This is a genomic window from Serratia sp. HNCC26DJ206 (genome assembly GCF_057180605.1).
In genome coordinates this window covers 16,831-34,828 of sequence record NZ_JBXUGP010000036.1, presented here as the reverse complement: position 1 = coordinate 34,828, position 17,998 = coordinate 16,831, and the positions used below count along the sequence as shown (strand labels likewise).

General features: G+C 52.2%; 12 protein-coding genes. 7 read left to right on the top strand and 5 right to left on the bottom strand.

From position 1 onward, the window contains the following. Positions 1–4 precede the first annotated feature (4 nt). Together rcsD and rcsB are read left to right on the top strand one after the other, a co-directional pair. Complete coding sequence (gene rcsD, locus AC2A1E_RS20540; protein WP_484385303.1) at positions 5–2,713, top strand: phosphotransferase RcsD; 2,709 nt, start codon at positions 5–7, stop codon at positions 2,711–2,713. Beyond that, entirely contained in the window at positions 2,706–3,356 is a 651-nt protein-coding gene (rcsB, locus tag AC2A1E_RS20535; protein WP_025122830.1) for a response regulator transcription factor RcsB, read from the top strand. The genes rcsD and rcsB overlap by 8 nt, the downstream gene beginning before the upstream one ends. A 54-nt stretch (positions 3,357–3,410) precedes the next feature. Here rcsB and rcsC read toward each other — a convergent pair whose 3' ends face one another. Then, positions 3,411–6,284: a two-component system sensor histidine kinase RcsC gene (gene rcsC / locus AC2A1E_RS20530; RefSeq protein WP_484385302.1), complete on the bottom strand. Its 2,874-nt coding sequence runs from the start codon at positions 6,282–6,284 to the stop codon at positions 3,411–3,413. Positions 6,285–6,457: 173 nt separating this feature from the next. Continuing rightward, positions 6,458–9,103: a DNA topoisomerase (ATP-hydrolyzing) subunit A gene (gyrA, locus tag AC2A1E_RS20525; protein ID WP_484385301.1), complete on the bottom strand. Its 2,646-nt coding sequence runs from the start codon at positions 9,101–9,103 to the stop codon at positions 6,458–6,460. Between the two features lie 178 nt (positions 9,104–9,281). On the opposite strand from gyrA, the gene ubiG reads away from it, so the two are divergent. From ubiG to yfaE, 4 genes are all read left to right on the top strand, one after another. Next, complete coding sequence (gene ubiG / locus AC2A1E_RS20520; protein ID WP_484385300.1) at positions 9,282–10,007, top strand: bifunctional 2-polyprenyl-6-hydroxyphenol methylase/3-demethylubiquinol 3-O-methyltransferase UbiG; 726 nt, start codon at positions 9,282–9,284, stop codon at positions 10,005–10,007. 432 nt (positions 10,008–10,439) lie between these two features. Next, positions 10,440–12,728: a class 1a ribonucleoside-diphosphate reductase subunit alpha gene (gene nrdA / locus AC2A1E_RS20515; protein ID WP_459402050.1), complete on the top strand. Its 2,289-nt coding sequence runs from the start codon at positions 10,440–10,442 to the stop codon at positions 12,726–12,728. 68 nt (positions 12,729–12,796) lie between these two features. Next, a complete protein-coding gene (gene nrdB / locus AC2A1E_RS20510; protein WP_484385299.1) occupies positions 12,797–13,927 on the top strand; it encodes a class Ia ribonucleoside-diphosphate reductase subunit beta in 1,131 nt (376 codons plus the stop codon). After that, positions 13,928–14,188: a class I ribonucleotide reductase maintenance protein YfaE gene (yfaE, locus tag AC2A1E_RS20505; protein ID WP_484385298.1), complete on the top strand. Its 261-nt coding sequence runs from the start codon at positions 13,928–13,930 to the stop codon at positions 14,186–14,188. It begins immediately after the preceding gene. A gap of 68 nt (positions 14,189–14,256) precedes the next feature. Here the strand turns inward: yfaE and AC2A1E_RS20500 are convergent, their stop codons facing one another. Together AC2A1E_RS20500 and AC2A1E_RS20495 are read right to left on the bottom strand one after the other, a co-directional pair. After that, positions 14,257–14,400, bottom strand: coding sequence for a Hok/Gef family protein (locus AC2A1E_RS20500; protein ID WP_156292577.1), 144 nt, complete (start codon positions 14,398–14,400; stop codon positions 14,257–14,259). Between the two features lie 230 nt (positions 14,401–14,630). Then, the gene (locus AC2A1E_RS20495) at positions 14,631–15,827 is read right to left on the bottom strand and encodes a nicotinamide mononucleotide deamidase-related protein YfaY (protein WP_484385297.1); all 1,197 of its coding nucleotides are present in this window, start codon (positions 15,825–15,827) and stop codon (positions 14,631–14,633) included. A gap of 319 nt (positions 15,828–16,146) precedes the next feature. Here AC2A1E_RS20495 and tyrP point away from each other — a divergent pair, with 319 nt between their 5' ends. Further along, a complete protein-coding gene (gene tyrP, locus AC2A1E_RS20490; RefSeq protein ID WP_484385296.1) occupies positions 16,147–17,295 on the top strand; it encodes a tyrosine transporter TyrP in 1,149 nt (382 codons plus the stop codon). Between the two features lie 34 nt (positions 17,296–17,329). On the opposite strand, the gene AC2A1E_RS20485 is transcribed toward tyrP, so the two are convergent. Then, positions 17,330–17,872 (bottom strand): YfaZ family outer membrane protein, encoded by a 543-nt coding sequence (locus tag AC2A1E_RS20485; protein WP_484385295.1) that lies wholly within the window; start codon positions 17,870–17,872, stop codon positions 17,330–17,332. Between the last annotated feature and the right edge of the window lie 126 nt (positions 17,873–17,998).

The following is a 17,998-nucleotide window of genomic DNA, read 5'->3' as shown; positions in this document are numbered from 1 at the left end:
TATAATGCAAAATAAACGACTGACTATCAGTTCCAGCTACATCACCCGCTGTTTCTGGCTGTTCATCGTGCTGCTGGCTGTGGCTCTTGGCTTGTATGGTTACAACTACACCAATGCCTACCTGGCGGAAAAGAAGTATTCCGTCAACACTATCGCCAATACCCTACAAAAGCGGATTGATAACTATCGCTATATCACTTACCAGATCTACGACCGATTTGGTAACACAACGGCGCAACCCGCCGAGGCCAGCCGCCAGGAAACCCGCCTGCATCCCGACATTTATTACGTTGAAAAATTGCGTAAGAAAACCGATGCGGTGATTTTTGGCAACCACGACAGCAGTACGTTGACGATGGTCGCCAACATTTCAGACTTCCTTGATGTCCGCTGGGGAGCCAAAACCGAAAGTTATACCCTGTACTACCTCAACGGGCAGGACAACAGCCTGAGCCTGGTGACAACCCAATCGCTGAAAGAACTGACCTCGCGGCTGAAAGAGAATTACCTCACCACGTTAGCCTCGGAGCGCCGGGCGGAAATGCTGCAACAGGCCAATATGCTGGATGAGCGCGAAAGTTTTTCAGGCCTGCGCAAGCAACGTTTTCAGAATGCTTATTCGTTTTCGATCCGCACGACCTTTAATCAACCTGGGCATTTAGCCACGGTGATCGCCTTTGATCTGCCGATTAACGACATCATTCCGTTGCATATGGCTCGCTCCAGCTTTCTGCTGTTGCCCGACAGTGGTGAGATAGATGAAAACACAGTACCCAGCGAAACGATCACCGATACCAACGTCGCATTGAAAGGCAGTTGGGTCGAATTTAGCATTGCACTGCCAAACGCGCCGCTAAAACTGGTTTACCGCGTTTCTGCCGTCAATCTGGCTATCGATCTGCTACGCAACAACCTCTGGTTGCTGGTGATTAACCTGCTGTTGATGGTGCTGTCGATGATGGGCATTTACTTTATTCGCCAACAATACATTCGGCCGAGCGAAAATATGGCCGCTGAATTGGAGAACGAGCGCACGCTGAATCGAGAAATCATCGCCAGCCTCCCCTCAGGTTTGCTGGTGTATGATTTTGCCAGCAACAGCGTGATTACCAGCAACAAAATTGCCGAACACCTGTTACCGCACCTCAGCCTGCAAAAAATCGCGCATATGGCTGAGCAGCATCATGGCGTGATTCAGGTCACGGTAAATAACGAAGTTTATGAAATCCGGATTTTCAACAGCCAATTATCACCAGAAACTTACCTGTTCCTGCTAAGCGATCAGGACAGAGAGGTGTTGGTCAACAAACGGTTGCAGTTGGCTCGCCGTGAGTACGATAAAAACGTCCAGGCACGCAAGCTGATGCTGCATAACCTGGGGTTCGAACTCAATCAACCGGTTCAGCAGATGCATGCGTTGGCCGAGCGCCTGCGCACGCCAGCCGACGAAGAACAGCAACAGACGCTGCTCAACCAACTGAATCTGGTTTCGTCGTCGGTGTTGAGCCTGATCGAAAATATCACCCTGCTTACCCGGTTGGAAACACAGGAGTGGCAGCCTTCGCTCCAGCCTTTCAGCCCTTCGGCCCTGATCGATGAACTGCTGTTGGATGCCCTGCCAGCGATCAATCAGAAAGGATTGGCACTGTTCAACCACTTCCAACTGGATGTTAACCAGCAATATATCGGCGATGCCAACGCATTGCGCAAAGTGATCTCGCTGCTGATTCATTACGCCATTATCACTACCGCCTACGGCAAGGTTACGCTGATCGCCGAACATGAGGTGGATCGCCCAGGCCATCTGCTGTTCCACATCAACGATACGGGTTCGGGCATTTCCGATGAGGAAATCAGCAATCTGACTTACCCTTTCCTTAGCCAGACCTTGGCCGATCGCTTCAGCCAAGGCTCTGGGCTGACTTTCTTCCTGTGTAATCAACTGTGTAAAAAGCTGAACGGCCGGTTGGATATCCACAGCAAAATCGACCTCGGCACGCGCTATACTATCCATGTAACCTTGGAGTTGAAAGAGAACGAACAGGAAGAAGAAGCGCAGGAAAAGTTGCTGGATGGGGTAACGACACTGCTGGACATCACCTCCGAGGAAATTCGCAGTATTGTCACTCGCCTGCTGAATGCTTATGGGGCCAATTGTATCGTTGCCGAAGAGCACCAACTTAATCGTGATTATGACGTGCTGCTGACCGATAACCCGCAGCAAGCCGATGACTATACGCTACTGCTAGCCAGCGATGAAACCGGCTGGCAGCGGCTCGACAAACGCTACATCCGGGTAAACTATAATCTGAGCGGCGCTATGATCGACGCTATTCTGATGCTGATGGAACAGCAGATGGCCGCACTGGATCAAGAGGAAAATCCGTTATCATTGAAGGCAGATGATATCCAACATTATGAAAAACAATTGAAATCAAGCGATTACTATGGTTTGTTTATTGATACAGTACCCGATGACGTCAAAAAACTGTATACTGAAGCGGACAGCAGTGATTTTACTGCACTGGCTCAAACCGCACACCGCCTGAAAGGCGTGTTTGCTATGTTAAATCTGCTTCCCGGCAAGCAATTGTGTGAATCGTTAGAACAGCACATCGCGGACGGTGATGCGCTTAATATCGAGAATAACATCAGTCAGATTGATTTTTTCGTCAGTAGACTGCTGCAGCAAGGTAGCCAACAACATGAATAACCTGAACGTAATTATTGCTGATGACCATCCTATCGTATTGTTTGGCATCCGGAAGTCACTTGAGCAAATTGAATGGGTGAATGTCGTTGGGGAGTTTGAAGACTCGACAGCGCTGATTAACAATCTGTCCAAACTGGATGCGAACGTGTTGATCACCGATCTTTCGATGCCTGGTGACAAATACGGCGACGGCATTACGCTAATTAAATATATCAAACGCCATTATCCGCAATTGTCGATCATTGTTCTGACCATGAACAATAACCCGGCAATTCTCAGCGCCGTGCTGGATTTGGATATCGAAGGCATCGTACTGAAGCAAGGTGCACCAACCGATCTGCCTAAGGCGCTGGCCGCATTGCAGAAAGGCAAGAAATTTACGCCGGAAAGCGTTTCCAAACTGCTGGAGAAAATTAATGCCAGCGGTTACGGTGACAAACGTCTTTCTCCGAAAGAGAGCGAAGTGTTGCGCCTGTTCGCTGAAGGCTTCCTGGTGACCGAGATCGCCAAGAAACTGAACCGCAGCATCAAAACCATCAGCAGCCAGAAGAAGTCGGCGATGATGAAGCTGGGCGTTGATAACGATATTGCCCTGCTTAACTATCTCTCCTCCGTCAGCATGACGCAGTTGGATAAAGACTAAGCTCCCAGGGGCTAACGAAAAAGGGCGCATCAGTTATGCGCCCTTTTGTTTTTTCTACACCTCTTCCGTTTCGATCCTGTTCCGCCGCACCTGCTGGCTGTAATAAGATAACGTCTGATTAAGCGTTTCCAAGGTTACCGGCTTCGACAGGCAATCATCCATCCCAGCCTCGATACAGCGCTGTTTCTCTTCCGCCAGAGCATTAGCCGTCACGCCAATCACCGGAGCGACAAAATGCAGCTGACGCAAGCGCTGCGTTAAACGGTAACCATCCATATTTGGCATGTTTACGTCGGTCAGGACGATATCCACCGTATTGTGATTCAAGACCGCCAACGCATCGACACCGTCATTAGCGGTAATCACCTGATAACCCAGCGAAGCCAGTTGATCAGACAACAAGCGGCGATTGATCGGGTGATCGTCCACCACCAGCAAACGGATATCTCCGTTATCCACCACGCTGGCTTTCGCTGGCAATGGCAGTTGTACCAAAGGTTTGAGATGCTCACTATCAACACCGAACAGGCTGTTCAATAACACAATGGTGTCCCGCGATGTTGAGGTGCTGTGTATCCAATAACCCGGATGCGTTTCCAATGAAGGCCCAATGTGCCCGATAGAAAATTCAATTTGTGCCAATAATGGTGTTGCCACTTGCAAGGGATAATCGCTGAGTAAAACATCACCCGCTGCCGTATCTTGCCCTTCATGGCGCAGTACGAGCGCGCCATACCCCCCGAGAATGGTCATCAGATAACTTTCCAACCGTTGGTTACGGATCTGCAACCACAGGGTTTTCCCCTGCCAGGTATCGCTGGCCTGTGGCAGCGGGAACTGTGCCCCGAATAGGGGAATGCGGATGTTGAACATACTGCCGAGCCCTGGCTCAGACTCTACGGCGATATCACCATCCATCAGGTTGATGAGTTTCTCGCAAATCGCCAACCCCAAACCCGTGCCCTGGAAGTGGCGCTGCACTCCGCTGCCGACCTGAAAGAAAGGATCGAACAAGCGGGGAATTTCTTTCTCTGGGATGCCTACGCCGGTATCGCGCACGCTGAACTCCAGATAGTTGTTACGGGTACACACTTGCAAAATGATGCAACCGGTGTCGGTGAACTTGATCGCATTACTCAACAGATTGGATAAAACCTGCTGCAAACGCACCGGATCGCCATGAAGCCGCTCTGGGACGTTTTGTTCGATGAAACAGTACAACCCGAGGTGTTTCTTCACCACCAGCGGCAGATAGTTACCCGCAATATGGGTGATCACTTCCAGGCAAGAGAACTCACGCGGCTCAATTTTTAGCTGCTCAGACTCAATTTTGGAGAAATCCAGAATGTCGCTGATGATCTTCAGCAACAGCCCCGATGAGTTGTTCATCGCATTAACCAAGCGCTCCACCCCTTGCGGCAGCGCCTTGGTCTGTAGCAGATCCAGGTTACCGATAATGCCGTACAGCGGGGTACGCAGCTCATGGCTAACGGTGGCCAGGAACATCGATTTCGACTGACTGGCCTGCTCCGCCGCCGCCGCCATCTCCTGCAACGACTCTTCCATCTTCACGCGAGCGCTCACATCCACCAGCACGCAGATCGCCACATCTTCATTACGATAGCGGGAATGCACAAAACTGATTTGCAGGTTGTTATTATTGCTGGTCATCACATCAACAAAGTTCGCCTGCTGTTCGCAGATAATCCGCGTAATGCGTTCGCGATCTTCGTGAGTCAACAGGTTGATATAGTTGTGCGCCAACTCATTACTCAGAATATTGCTGCCGTCACTGATACGCAGAATACAGATCCCGACCGGGGCCGAAGCCACGATCTTACGGTTGAACTGTTCATGTTCCTCAAGGCGGAAAGCATTCTCCTCCGCAGGCAGGAACATTTTGCGCTCAAACAGCCAAGCCAGGCTGAACAGCACAACAGCCGACAGTAAGTTCAACAGCACCGCATTAAGGATCAATACCTTGAAGCGCTCCGCTACACTCTTCACCGGCAGTGAATACACAATACTGAGCGATGATGGAGGCAATGCCTTCTTCATGATCAGATCGTGATAGCTATCGACATAGCCAAAATACGTGTGAGCCTGCGGATACATATAAAGCGAAGAGGCATAGCGATCGCCGTTTGACAGGCGCAACACTGGTTCACTGTTATCATCCAGCAGCGTGACGCTCACCGGCAGGTTGCCCGAAGTGATAAAATCCTCCAGACGAATGGTTTGCTCAATCCCCAGCAACGCTTCCAGCTTGTTGCCAATATAGATAGGCGTCAATACATACAGATAGCCGACATCTGGCCGTTGAGCGCTAGGGCTGACCCAGTAGAGATTATTACCTTTATCCAAGCTGTTGGTATTACGGTATTTCAGTATCTGCTCATGCAGCGATTTCAGGACGTTTTGCCGATCGGCCGTGGCATTGCTGCTGCCAAACTCCGCCATACACAGACTGTCACCGCCAATGAAAAACACCCGATTAAGATCATAGGCGGCAACAAAATTTTCTTTCCAGTATTGGATCAGGCTGTTCAGCGAAGTGAGAGATTCGTGATAAGACGTATTGAGGGCGCAGTTGGACTCAGGGTAAAGCGGAATAAAATTTAGCGGGGTACTATTTTTACCGTTAATGACACCGGTAAACACATCCAGACTGCCAGCCGAACGGTTAAGTCGATTTTCCGCCATATATTTGATATCGCGGATAATGTCAGAGGAATGGCGGATATACCCCTGCGCCTGATCGAAATTGAGGTTAAATTCCTGTCGGATATCCGATTCTTTCTCATGCAGGATATCCAGAATATAAAACGTCGTCAGCAACGCCCCCAGCGACCACAGCATGAGCGCCAGTACCCGGAACAGATAGCGGGAAATCTTTAAGGTGGTACGGAAAGAGGCTAAATATTTCAATCGGATACCATATCAACATGAGCGGTAATGCGCGTGTTCGTCACAAAAATAACGATTCCGGGAAACGCCGCTGGATCATACCGGCAATTAAACCATATAACTGAAAAAGGGCCTAGCATCGCTGCCAAGCCCTTTGTTTCACCGCCGATAACAGGCGTTATCTACGGTAAGCCTTATGCGTCTTCGTCATCCAAGTCGTCAGGCGCGATGTCGTCACCGTCATCAAGCGGCGTACTATCTTCTTCCGCTTCCGCAACACCCGGCTCGAGGCTATCCAATTCCTCGTCCTCAACCGGTTCTGCGACCCGCTGCAAGCCAACGACGTTCTCGTCCTCGGCGGTGCGGATCAGCGTCACGCCCTGGGTATTACGGCCAACCACGCTGACTTCCGCAACACGGGTACGTACCAAAGTACCGGCATCGGTGATCATCATGATCTGATCGGTGGTCTCCACCTGTACCGCGCCGACCACCCGACCATTACGCTCGCTCACCTTGATCGAGATAACCCCTTGGGTCGCACGCGACTTGGTAGGATATTCCGTCACCGCAGTGCGCTTGCCATAACCATTCTGGGTTACCGTCAGGATATCGCCTTCACCACGTGGAATGATCAGCGAAACCACGCTGCTGCCTTCACCGAGGTTGATACCACGCACGCCGGTGGCAGTACGGCCCATTGAGCGAACCTGCCCTTCAGGGAAGCGCACCACTTTACCGTTGGAGGAGAACAGCATCACTTCGTTGCTGCCATCGGTCAGATCCACACCAATCAGTTCGTCGCCCTCGTTGAGGTTAACGGCGATGATGCCCGCACTGCGCGGACGGCTGAATTCAACCAACGCTGTTTTCTTCACGGTACCGCTGGCGGTGGCCATAAACACATGGCAGCCTTCTTCGTACTCACGCACCGGCAGAATGGCGGTGATGCGTTCGTTGGCTTCCAGCGGCAACAGGTTGACGATTGGACGACCACGCGCACCACGGCTGGCTTCAGGCAATTGATACACCTTCATCCAGTACAAACGACCTCGGCTGGAGAAGCACAGGATCGTATCGTGGGTGTTGGCTACCAGCAGGCGATCAATAAAGTCTTCTTCTTTAATACGGGCGGCAGACTTGCCTTTACCACCACGACGCTGTGCTTCATAGTCGGTCAACGGCTGGTATTTCACATAGCCCTGATGCGACAGCGTAACCACCACATCTTCCTGGTTGATCAGGTCTTCGATGTTGATGTCAGAGGTGTTGGCTGTGATCTCAGTACGGCGATTATCACCAAACTGCTCGCGAACCGCTTCCAGCTCTTCACGGATCACTTCCATCAGACGATCTGGGTTTTCCAGAATAAAGATCAGCTCAGCGATCACGTTCAGCAGTTCTTTATATTCGTCCAGCAGCTTCTCGTGTTCCAGGCCGGTCAGTTTCTGCAAGCGCAGATCCAAAATCGCCTGAGCCTGCTGCTCGGTCAGGTAGTATTTGCCATCACGGATGCCGAATTCCGGCTCCAACCATTCTGGGCGCGCGGCGTCGTCACCGGCACGTTCCAGCATGGCACCCACGTTACCCAAGTCCCAAGGCTGCGCAATCAGCGCAACTTTCGCTTCGGCCGGGGTCGGCGCACGGCGGATCAGTTCGATAATAGGATCGATGTTGGCCAACGCAATCGCCAACGCTTCCAGGATGTGCGCACGATCGCGGGCTTTACGCAGTTCGAAAATGGTACGACGGGTCACCACTTCGCGGCGATGGCGAACAAATGCCTTCAGAATATCTTTCAGGTTCAACAACTTCGGCTGGCCCTGATGCAGCGCCACCATGTTGATACCAAAGGTAACCTGTAGCTGGGTCAGCGAATAAAGGTTGTTCAGCACCACTTCACCAACCGCGTCGCGTTTGACTTCAATCACGATGCGCATACCGTCTTTATCAGACTCGTCACGCAGCGCGCTGATGCCTTCAACGCGTTTCTCTTTCACCAGTTCGGCGATCTTCTCGATCAGGCGCGCTTTGTTCACCTGATACGGAATTTCATGCACGATGATGGTTTCACGGCTGGTTTTGGCGTCGGTTTCCACCTCAGCACGGGCGCGGATATACACTTTGCCACGGCCGGTGCGATAAGCTTCTTCAATACCACGGCGACCATTGATGATCGCCGCCGTTGGGAAGTCCGGGCCTGGGATGTGTTCCATCAGGCCTTCGATGCTGATGTTTTCATCATCGATATAGGCCAGACAGCCACTGATAACCTCAGACAGGTTATGCGGCGGAATGTTAGTCGCCATACCCACGGCGATACCGGATGAACCGTTAACCAGCAGGTTGGGAATTTTGGTCGGCATAACCGCCGGGATCTGCTCGGTACCGTCGTAGTTCGGCACGAAGTCGACGGTCTCTTTTTCCAGATCCGCCAGCAGTTCGTGAGCAATTTTCGACATGCGCACTTCGGTGTAACGCATTGCCGCGGCGGAGTCGCCATCGACAGAACCGAAGTTACCCTGGCCGTCCACCAACATATAACGCAGCGAAAACGGTTGGGCCATGCGGACAATGGTGTCATAAACCGCACTGTCACCGTGTGGGTGGTATTTACCGATGACGTCCCCGACGACACGGGCCGATTTCTTGTAGGGTTTATTCCAGTCATTACCCAATACATTCATCGCGTACAGAACGCGGCGGTGTACTGGCTTCAGTCCATCACGAACATCTGGCAGCGCACGCCCGACAATAACGGACATCGCATAATCCAGATACGAGCTTTTCAGCTCATCTTCGATATTTACCGGTGTGATTTCTCTGGCAAGGTCGCTCATGGAGCTGCTATCCCTCATACTGAATGATTCATCTGCCCTGGCATAGTGCCAAAGGGGTAAAACTATATCACAAAGCGCGCTTTACTGGAAAATATACCCGGCAACTTAGCGTTATTGGGGCAACTGCGCCGGAACATGTATAATCCGCACAATAGAAAACCAGGAGCCAATAACGCCCATGAATGCAGAATCATCCCGCCACGTGCAGAATGTTGATCACCAGGAGATCGCCAAGTTTGAGGCAGTGGCCTCACGCTGGTGGGATTTGGAAGGTGAGTTCAAACCGCTACACCGGATCAATCCGCTGCGCCTGAATTATATCATGCAACGCGCCAACGGCATTTTTGGCAAGAAGGTGCTTGATGTCGGCTGCGGCGGCGGTATTCTGGCCGAAAGCATGGCGCGCGAAGGCGCTGATGTCACCGGCCTGGATATGGGAGCCGAGCCGCTGCAGGTAGCGCGCCTGCACGCGCTGGAAAGCGGTATGCAAGTCACCTATGTGCAGGAAACTGTAGAAAGCCATGCGCAGGCTCACCCCCAGCAGTATGACCTCGTCACCTGCATGGAGCTGCTTGAGCACGTTCCCGATCCGGCCTCCGTGGTTCGCGCCTGTGCCCATTTGGTGAAGCCAGGTGGCCATGTGTTCTTCTCCACCATCAACCGCAATACCAAAGCTTGGCTGATGGCGGTGATCGGGGCGGAATACGTCCTGAAGATGGTGCCACAGGGCACGCACGATCATAAAAAATTCATCCGCCCTTCCGAGTTGATTGGCTGGGTGGACGGCACACCACTGCGTGAAAAGCATATGATTGGCCTGCATTACAACCCCATTACCGATCATTTCAAGCTGGGCCGTAATGTTGATGTGAACTATATGGTTCATACCCAGCACGAAGGTTAACCTAGCCGTACCGCTCCGGGGCTGGCTTTGCTGGCTCCGCTAAGGCTGAAGTTTAAGATAAACATCTAATTTTTTGGCTTTCGATCAAAAAACACGATGTAAAGGGTTTTTAAGAATATTAAATCAGATCAATATGCCGTTTTTTTCTAACGTTTAATAAAACGGCAAACGATCCAAATTTTCTGGATTTTAGCAAAATCTTATCCCGCTTATTGACAAGCTTGTCGTGCCAGTCACAGTGCGCACTTGGAACGGGCTGTAAGATTTCACCCCCAAGTTATCCACAAAATAGGTCGGTTTTGTTCACTTGCAAACGCCCTGCTTTCTCACTATCTTGTTACTCCATCGACACCCACCCCCTATATGTAGTGTTTACATACTGAGCAGAGCGACTACACTTTTTGCTTAGGGGAATCATACGGACAGGTAAAAATGAACCAAAGTCTACTTGTAACTAAACGCGATGGCCGTAAAGAGCGCATCAACCTCGACAAAATCCACCGGGTCATCGACTGGGCCGCAGAGGGTTTACATAACGTCTCGGTATCTCAAGTAGAGTTACGTTCACATATTCAGTTTTATGACGGCATCAAAACCGCCGATATTCATGAAACCATCATCAAAGCTGCCGCCGATCTGATCTCCCGCGATGCGCCGGACTATCAGTATCTGGCCGCTCGCCTGGCCATTTTCCACCTGCGTAAAAAAGCCTATGGCCAGTTTGAGCCACCAAAGCTGCACGCTCACGTGGTGCGCATGGTGGAGATGGGTAAATACGATAAGCATCTGCTGGAAGACTACACGACTGAAGAGTTCGAGCAGATGGGCTCCTTTATCGATCACTGGCGCGATATGAATTTCTCCTACGCGGCAGTCAAGCAGTTGGAAGGCAAATACCTGGTGCAGAACCGCGTGAGCGGCGAGATCTACGAGAGCGCGCAGTTCCTGTATATTCTGGTTGCGGCATGCCTGTTCTCTGGTTATCCGCGTGCCACGCGTCTGGATTACGTAAAACGTTTCTATGATGCGATTTCTACCTTCAAAATTTCTCTGCCTACGCCAATTATGTCTGGCGTACGTACTCCAACCCGTCAGTTCAGCTCCTGTGTGCTGATTGAGTGCGGTGATAGCCTGGACTCCATCAACGCCACTTCCAGCGCCATTGTGAAATACGTTTCGCAGCGTGCCGGGATTGGTATCAACGCTGGCCGCATCCGTGCGCTGGGTAGCCCGATCCGCGGCGGTGAAGCTTTCCATACCGGCTGTATTCCGTTCTACAAGCACTTCCAGACCGCGGTGAAATCCTGCTCGCAGGGCGGCGTACGTGGCGGTGCCGCTACATTGTTCTACCCAATGTGGCACTTGGAAGTAGAAAGCCTGCTAGTGCTGAAAAACAACCGTGGCGTTGAGGGTAACCGCGTGCGCCATATGGACTATGGCGTGCAGATCAACCGCCTAATGTATCAGCGCCTGATCAAAAATGAAGATATCACCCTGTTCAGTCCGTCTGATGTTCCAGGGCTCTACGACGCGTTCTTCGCCGATCAGGATGAATTTGAGCGCTTGTACACCCGTTACGAGAAAGACGACAGCATCCGCCAGAAACGGGTAAAAGCGGTAGAGCTGTTCTCACTGATGATGCAGGAACGTGCCTCTACCGGCCGTATCTACATTCAGAACGTCGATCACTGCAACACCCACAGCCCGTTTGATCCGCAGGTCGCTCCGGTGCGCCAGTCCAACCTGTGCCTGGAAATCGCCCTGCCAACCAAGCCGCTGGATGATGTGAACGATGAAAGCGGTGAAATCGCGCTGTGTACGCTGTCTGCCTTTAACCTGGGTGCTATCGATAGCCTGGACGATTTAGAAGAGCTGGCGACTCTGGCTGTGCGTTCACTCGACGCGCTGCTGGATTACCAGGACTACCCCATCAAAGCCGCTTACCGTGGCGCGATGGGCCGCCGTACCCTGGGCATTGGCGTGATCAACTACGCTTACTATCTGGCGAAGAACGGCGTGCGTTATTCCGATGGCAGTGCCAACAACCTGACTCACCGGACCTTTGAAGCTATCCAGTACTATCTGTTGAAAGCGTCGAACCGTCTGGCTCAGGAGCAAGGGGCTTGCCCGTGGTTCAATGAGACCACCTATTCGCAGGGCATCCTGCCGATCGACACTTACAAGAAAGACCTGGATGTTATCTGTAGTGAACCGTTGCATTACGACTGGGAAACTCTGCGTCAAGAGATTAAAGAAACCGGTCTGCGCAACTCAACGCTGTCTGCGCTGATGCCGTCGGAAACCTCTTCACAGATTTCCAACGCCACCAACGGCATTGAGCCACCACGCGGCCATGTCAGCATCAAAGCATCGAAAGACGGCATCCTGCGCCAAGTGGTGCCCGAGTATGAACGTCTGAAAGACAACTACGAACTGCTGTGGGAAATGCCGAATAACGACGGTTACCTGCAACTGGTTGGCCTGATGCAGAAGTTTATCGATCAGTCGATCTCTGCCAACACCAACTATGACCCAACCCGTTTCCCAGGTGGCAAGGTTCCGATGAAGCAGTTGCTGAAAGACCTGCTCACCACCTACAAGTTCGGCGTGAAGACGCTGTATTATCAGAACACCCGTGACGGTGCGGACGATATCCAGGAAGACATGCAGCCAGCCAAAGGCAGTGATGACGACTGTGAAAGCGGCGCCTGCAAGATCTAAGGTTTGCACAGCGGGCCAGAATTCTTCTGGCCCCTTTAATTCAGCACGGCACTAATGGATTCAAGCTTATGGCTTACACCACTTTTTCTCAGAACAAAAACAACCAGTTGCTTGAGCCGATGTTCTTCGGCCAGTCAGTCAACGTGGCGCGTTTTGACCAGCAGAAACACGAAATCTTCGAAAAGTTGATCGAGAAACAGCTCTCCTTTTTCTGGCGTCCGGAAGAAGTTGACGTTTCGCGCGATCGCATCGACTATCAGGCGCTGCCGGAACATGAAAAACACATCTTCATCAGCAACCTGAAATACCAGACCCTGCTGGATTCCATTCAGGGCCGCAGCCCGAACGTAGCGTTTCTGCCGCTGATTTCGATCCCGGAACTGGAAACTTGGGTGGAAACCTGGTCCTTCTCTGAGACCATCCACTCGCGTTCTTACACCCACATCATTCGTAACATCGTTAACGATCCGGCAGTGGTGTTTGACGATATCGTCACCAACGAAGAGATCCTCAAGCGCGCGAAAGACATTTCCGGCTATTACGACGAACTGATCGAAATGACCAGCTACTACCATCTGCTGGGGGTGGGTACGCATCAGGTTAACGGCAAAACCGTTACCGTGAATCTGCACGCCATCAAAAGGCTGTTGTATCTGTGCGTGATGAGCGTTAACGCGCTGGAAGCCATTCGCTTTTACGTCAGCTTTGCCTGCTCGTTTGCTTTCGCCGAACGTGAATTAATGGAAGGCAACGCCAAAATCATCAAGCTGATCGCCCGCGATGAAGCGCTGCACCTGACCGGTACCCAGCACATCATCAATCTGATGCGTTCCGGTGCCGATGATCCAGAGATGGCTGAGATCGCCGTAGAATGCCAGCAAGAGTGCTATGACCTGTTTGTGCTGGCGGCGCAGCAAGAGAAAGAGTGGGCAGAATACTTGTTCCGCGACGGCTCCATGATTGGCCTGAACAAAGATATTCTGTGCCAGTACGTGGAGTACATCACCAATATCCGTATGCAGGCAGTGGGTTTAGGCTCACCATTCCAGACCCGTTCTAATCCAATTCCGTGGATTAACGCTTGGCTAGTTTCGGATAACGTACAAGTTGCGCCACAGGAAGTGGAAGTCAGTTCCTATCTGGTGGGCCAGATTGACTCGGAAGTCAACGCTGACGACCTGAGCGATTTCGAGCTATAAGTGGCTGAACCAACCGTAACGCTGCGTGCCACCGGTACGCAGCTCTCCTGCCCCGAAGGTGAAAATTGCCTGCTTGAAGTGCTGGAATTGCACGACGTTGCGGTGGAATATCAGTGCCGCTCCGGCTATTGCGGCGCCTGCCGCATGAAGCTGCTGAAAGGTAAGGTTGCCTATCGTCAACAGCCGCTGGCATTTCTCAACGAAGGTGAGATCCTGCCCTGCTGCTGCATGCCGTTGATGGATATTGAGTTGGAAATATAAAGTCGGGTGCCTGAAACCCACGCCAGGATACCAGAAGGCGGGGTTTCCCCCGCCCAATGATTACCACTTCACATACAGGTTAACGACATTAGGATAGTGATATCCTTCTGGTAGATTGCCAACCCGCAAAACCGGTCTTTAATCATCCAGATAAATATTAAAACCGTAATGCATACAACCGTTAACGCATACAGCGCATGTTTTTTATACATGGCTTGCCTCCTTGCTGTGAAGGGGCTACCATACCGGTGTCTAGGCGGTAGTGGCAGCCCCATTCTGATTGAGAGTCAGTCTGGGGCTTTCATCTATTCGCCTTGTCACACAATGCCCAAGACGAACAGTCTCAAGCACCCGCAAAGAGTGTAACAGCATAATCCCACGCCGAATATCCCCTATAATATTATGATTAATAAGGGATATATCACCGTACTGAAGGCATTAGCTACTCAATGATTTCCACAATTTCCAACCAGCTATTCTTGCCACACACTTTTTCGCCATTCAACCAGCGGCGCAGCATATCCAACGCCAACATCGCCACCGATTCCTGACGCAACCGCAAACCATGGCGTGTTGCACGATAGCTCACGGTTTGGGCAACACCGCCCTTAGGCGTATGCAAGGCTACGCTGACGCGATCGCCTTCCAGTGCGCTAACCGCCAGCGCCAATGGTGAACCAGTGAGCTGAGCCAAAGACTGCGCGCGCGCCAACACCGTTTCCAGCGGCTCAGAGCAGTGCGCGGGCAGCAACTCGCCTCCTGCCAGCGGTGCCGCTGCGTTCTGCAACTGCAGATTGATTAAACCCGCGGTAAATTGCTCGCTCAGAGCCAATTTCAACCCCTGCTGCTGCAAACGTTCTGCCAATGATGCGGGTAATCCTGCCGTGCCTTCAAAAATCTTGTTGTCCCCCGCCACTTCGCGCACCCGCTCCCATGCCTGCTCCATCGCAGCCTGCTGAGTGCGTGGGCCTGTCAGCTTCAATTCAATAATCGGGCTGGAAGAACGATACCCCAGCACCACGCCTGGCGGTAATGCCATGCCGTCTAACTCAGCAGCCAGATCGCTTTCCGACGTACCAAAGGTGGTCAAACGCAAACATAGCGGGGGTTCTGGCAGAGTCAGATGTTGACGCAGACGCGGTAAAATCTGCTCTTCAACCATCACTTTAAATTCAGAAGGCACGCCGGGCGTGAAGAACATCTGGCATTTATTGAGCGTCAGTGCGAAGCCACAGGCGGTACCCACACGGTTATCCAACATTTCAGCATTGGCCGGGATCTGTGCCTGTTTACGATTAGATGCCGCCATCGGGCGGCCACGCTCCGCGAAGAAGGCTTCCATACGGGCAATCCATTCAGGATGCTCAACCAAACCAACGCCACAGGCATTGGCCGCAGCCAGCGCGCTGAGATCGTCGCTGGTTGGCCCCAAACCACCGTTGACGATCAGCACATCGGCGATGTGGCTGCGTTCCTGCAATATTTCCACCAAAGAGGAGAGGCTATCTCCTACCGTTTCGCGTCCGCTCATCGGTAAACCTTGCTGGAACAGATAATCCGCCAGCCAGGCCGCATTGGTATCTATAATTTGCCCATGCAGCACCTCATCACCGGTGCTGAGCATCTCCACCCTTAACATTGGTCTCTCCCGCATTTTTGACTCATCCATTTGGCTGCGATCGGCAACCCCGCAATTTGCAAGATGAAGGGTATGCAGAAGCCTGTAAACAACTTTTCACTGCGCGTGAAACGATATTGCTTATCTGAAGCATTTTTTACTGCCACAGCACCACCCTAGCATCGTAAAGATAAGTATACACTCTTCGTAACGTCGGTTTGACACAAAATGGGCAATCCACTATTCTGCCGCCCAAAGTCATAAGCTAGTAGAGAAAAATGTGAAGAATCGCACTCTGGGCAGTGTTTTTATCGTGGCAGGCACCACCATTGGTGCCGGAATGCTGGCCATGCCGCTGGCAGCCGCAGGGGTTGGTTTTGGTGTCACCTTGGCCCTGTTGGTTGGGTTGTGGCTATTGATGTGCTATACCGCCCTGTTGTTGGTGGAAGTTTATCAACATGAGCAGGCTGATACTGGCTTGGGCACGCTGGCACGGCGCTATCTGGGGAGCGGTGGTCAGTGGCTGACCAGTTTCAGCATGATGTTTCTGATGTACGCACTGACGGCCGCCTACATCAGCGGAGCCGGTGAACTGCTGGCAGTCAGTATTAGCCAATGGACTACGCAGGATTTCCCAACCTATCTTGGCGTGTTGCTGTTCACTCTGGTGGCAGGTGGCATAGTTTGTGTCGGCACCCACTCGGTCGATCTGTTCAACCGTATTCTGTTTAGCGCCAAAATCATCTTCCTGATCGTGATGCTCGGCCTGATGATGCCCTATATCCATCAAACCAACCTGATGACGCTACCGCTGGAACAAGGGCTGGCGCTTTCGGCTATTCCAGTGATTTTCACTTCGTTTGGCTTTCACGGTAGCGTACCCAGCATCGTCAACTATATGGGCGGAAACGTCCGCAAACTGCGCCGGATCTTCATCATCGGCAGCGCCATTCCGCTGGTTGCCTACATCTTCTGGCAGTTGGCTACGCTGGGCAGCATCAGTTCTAGTACTTTCGTCGGCATTCTGGCGCAACAGGCCGGGCTAAACGGTTTATTGCAGGCCGTACGCGGCGTGGTTGCCTCCCCGCATGTGGAACTGGCCGTACACCTGTTTGCCGACTTGGCACTGGCGACCTCATTCCTCGGCGTTTCACTCGGGCTGTTTGATTTCCTGGCCGACTTGTTTAAACGTCAGGACAATGCGCGTGGCCGCTTGCAAACCGGCTCCATTACTTTCCTGCCGCCGGTGGCGTTTGCGCTGTTCTATCCGCGTGGATTTGTGCTGGCATTGGGATTTGCAGCCATTGCGCTGTCGATACTGGCCCTGCTGCTGCCTTCGCTATTGGTCTGGAAAACACGCCAACAGCATCAAGCCAATTACCGTGTCTGGGGCGGTACACCGGCACTGGCGCTGGTGTTTGTCTGTGGAATAACGGTGATTGCCATTCAACTTGGCATCGCCAGCGGTATGTTGCCAGCGGTAGGGTAACGGCTGAATGTGGGGGCAGATGCCCCCATCATGATCAGAAGCTCAGACCTGCACCGATATACAGGCCATCGGCCACCTTGTTGTCGCGGTGGCCATCTTTACCTTCAATGTTGGCATAACGATAGCCTGCATTGACGTTGAGAGGGCTGAAAACATTCCAGCGCAGGCCGCCGTTGACTTCGTTATACGCCTTAACGCCGCTGGTCAGCGATTCTGGGGCAAAATAACCTTCACCGTACAGACTGAAATAGCGATTGAGGGTCCACTGCAAGCCGCCACCCAACGCGAGCGCCGCGCCGCTCTTACCGTCATTTGGGCTAAGGTAAAGCGCCTTACCGCCCACGGTTGCCATCAGCGGGCCAACCGGCAGGCTAAACCCCAACCCCAGGCTGCCGACGTTACCGTCATGATCGCTGCGTAACCAGTTACCGCTCAGTGCTAAACCGGTGGTTGAGGTACCCATGCCAATGCCCAGATTGGTGTAATGTTGCCCTGCCTCACCATTCATGCTGATGGCATTAGCCGACCCCGCCACCAACAGTAAACCTGCGGCACATGCGACTAAAGTTTTCTTCATCGTTGTTTCCTTTCGTCCTTCATCATCAGGAAGTGATGATGTATTACCCTGAAAATAGCGCGGTGATGAGTGTAACCGAATCGTCACGCTATCGGCGGTAATTTAAAGCAAAAATCTTCCAATTTT

Coding starts and splice junctions, on each gene's coding strand:
- tyrP (WP_484385296.1), top strand. CDS start 16,147: ATGCTGGCCATGCCGCTGGCAGCCGCAGGGGTTGGTTTTGGTGTCACC.
- rcsD (WP_484385303.1), top strand. CDS start 5: ATGCAAAATAAACGACTGACTATCAGTTCCAGCTACATCACCCGCTGT.
- AC2A1E_RS20500 (WP_156292577.1), bottom strand. CDS start 14,400: ATGTATAAAAAACATGCGCTGTATGCGTTAACGGTTGTATGCATTACG.
- nrdA (WP_459402050.1), top strand. CDS start 10,440: ATGAACCAAAGTCTACTTGTAACTAAACGCGATGGCCGTAAAGAGCGC.
- AC2A1E_RS20495 (WP_484385297.1), bottom strand. CDS start 15,827: ATGTTAAGGGTGGAGATGCTCAGCACCGGTGATGAGGTGCTGCATGGG.
- nrdB (WP_484385299.1), top strand. CDS start 12,797: ATGGCTTACACCACTTTTTCTCAGAACAAAAACAACCAGTTGCTTGAG.
- gyrA (WP_484385301.1), bottom strand. CDS start 9,103: ATGAGCGACCTTGCCAGAGAAATCACACCGGTAAATATCGAAGATGAG.
- AC2A1E_RS20485 (WP_484385295.1), bottom strand. CDS start 17,872: ATGAAGAAAACTTTAGTCGCATGTGCCGCAGGTTTACTGTTGGTGGCG.
- ubiG (WP_484385300.1), top strand. CDS start 9,282: ATGAATGCAGAATCATCCCGCCACGTGCAGAATGTTGATCACCAGGAG.
- rcsB (WP_025122830.1), top strand. CDS start 2,706: ATGAATAACCTGAACGTAATTATTGCTGATGACCATCCTATCGTATTG.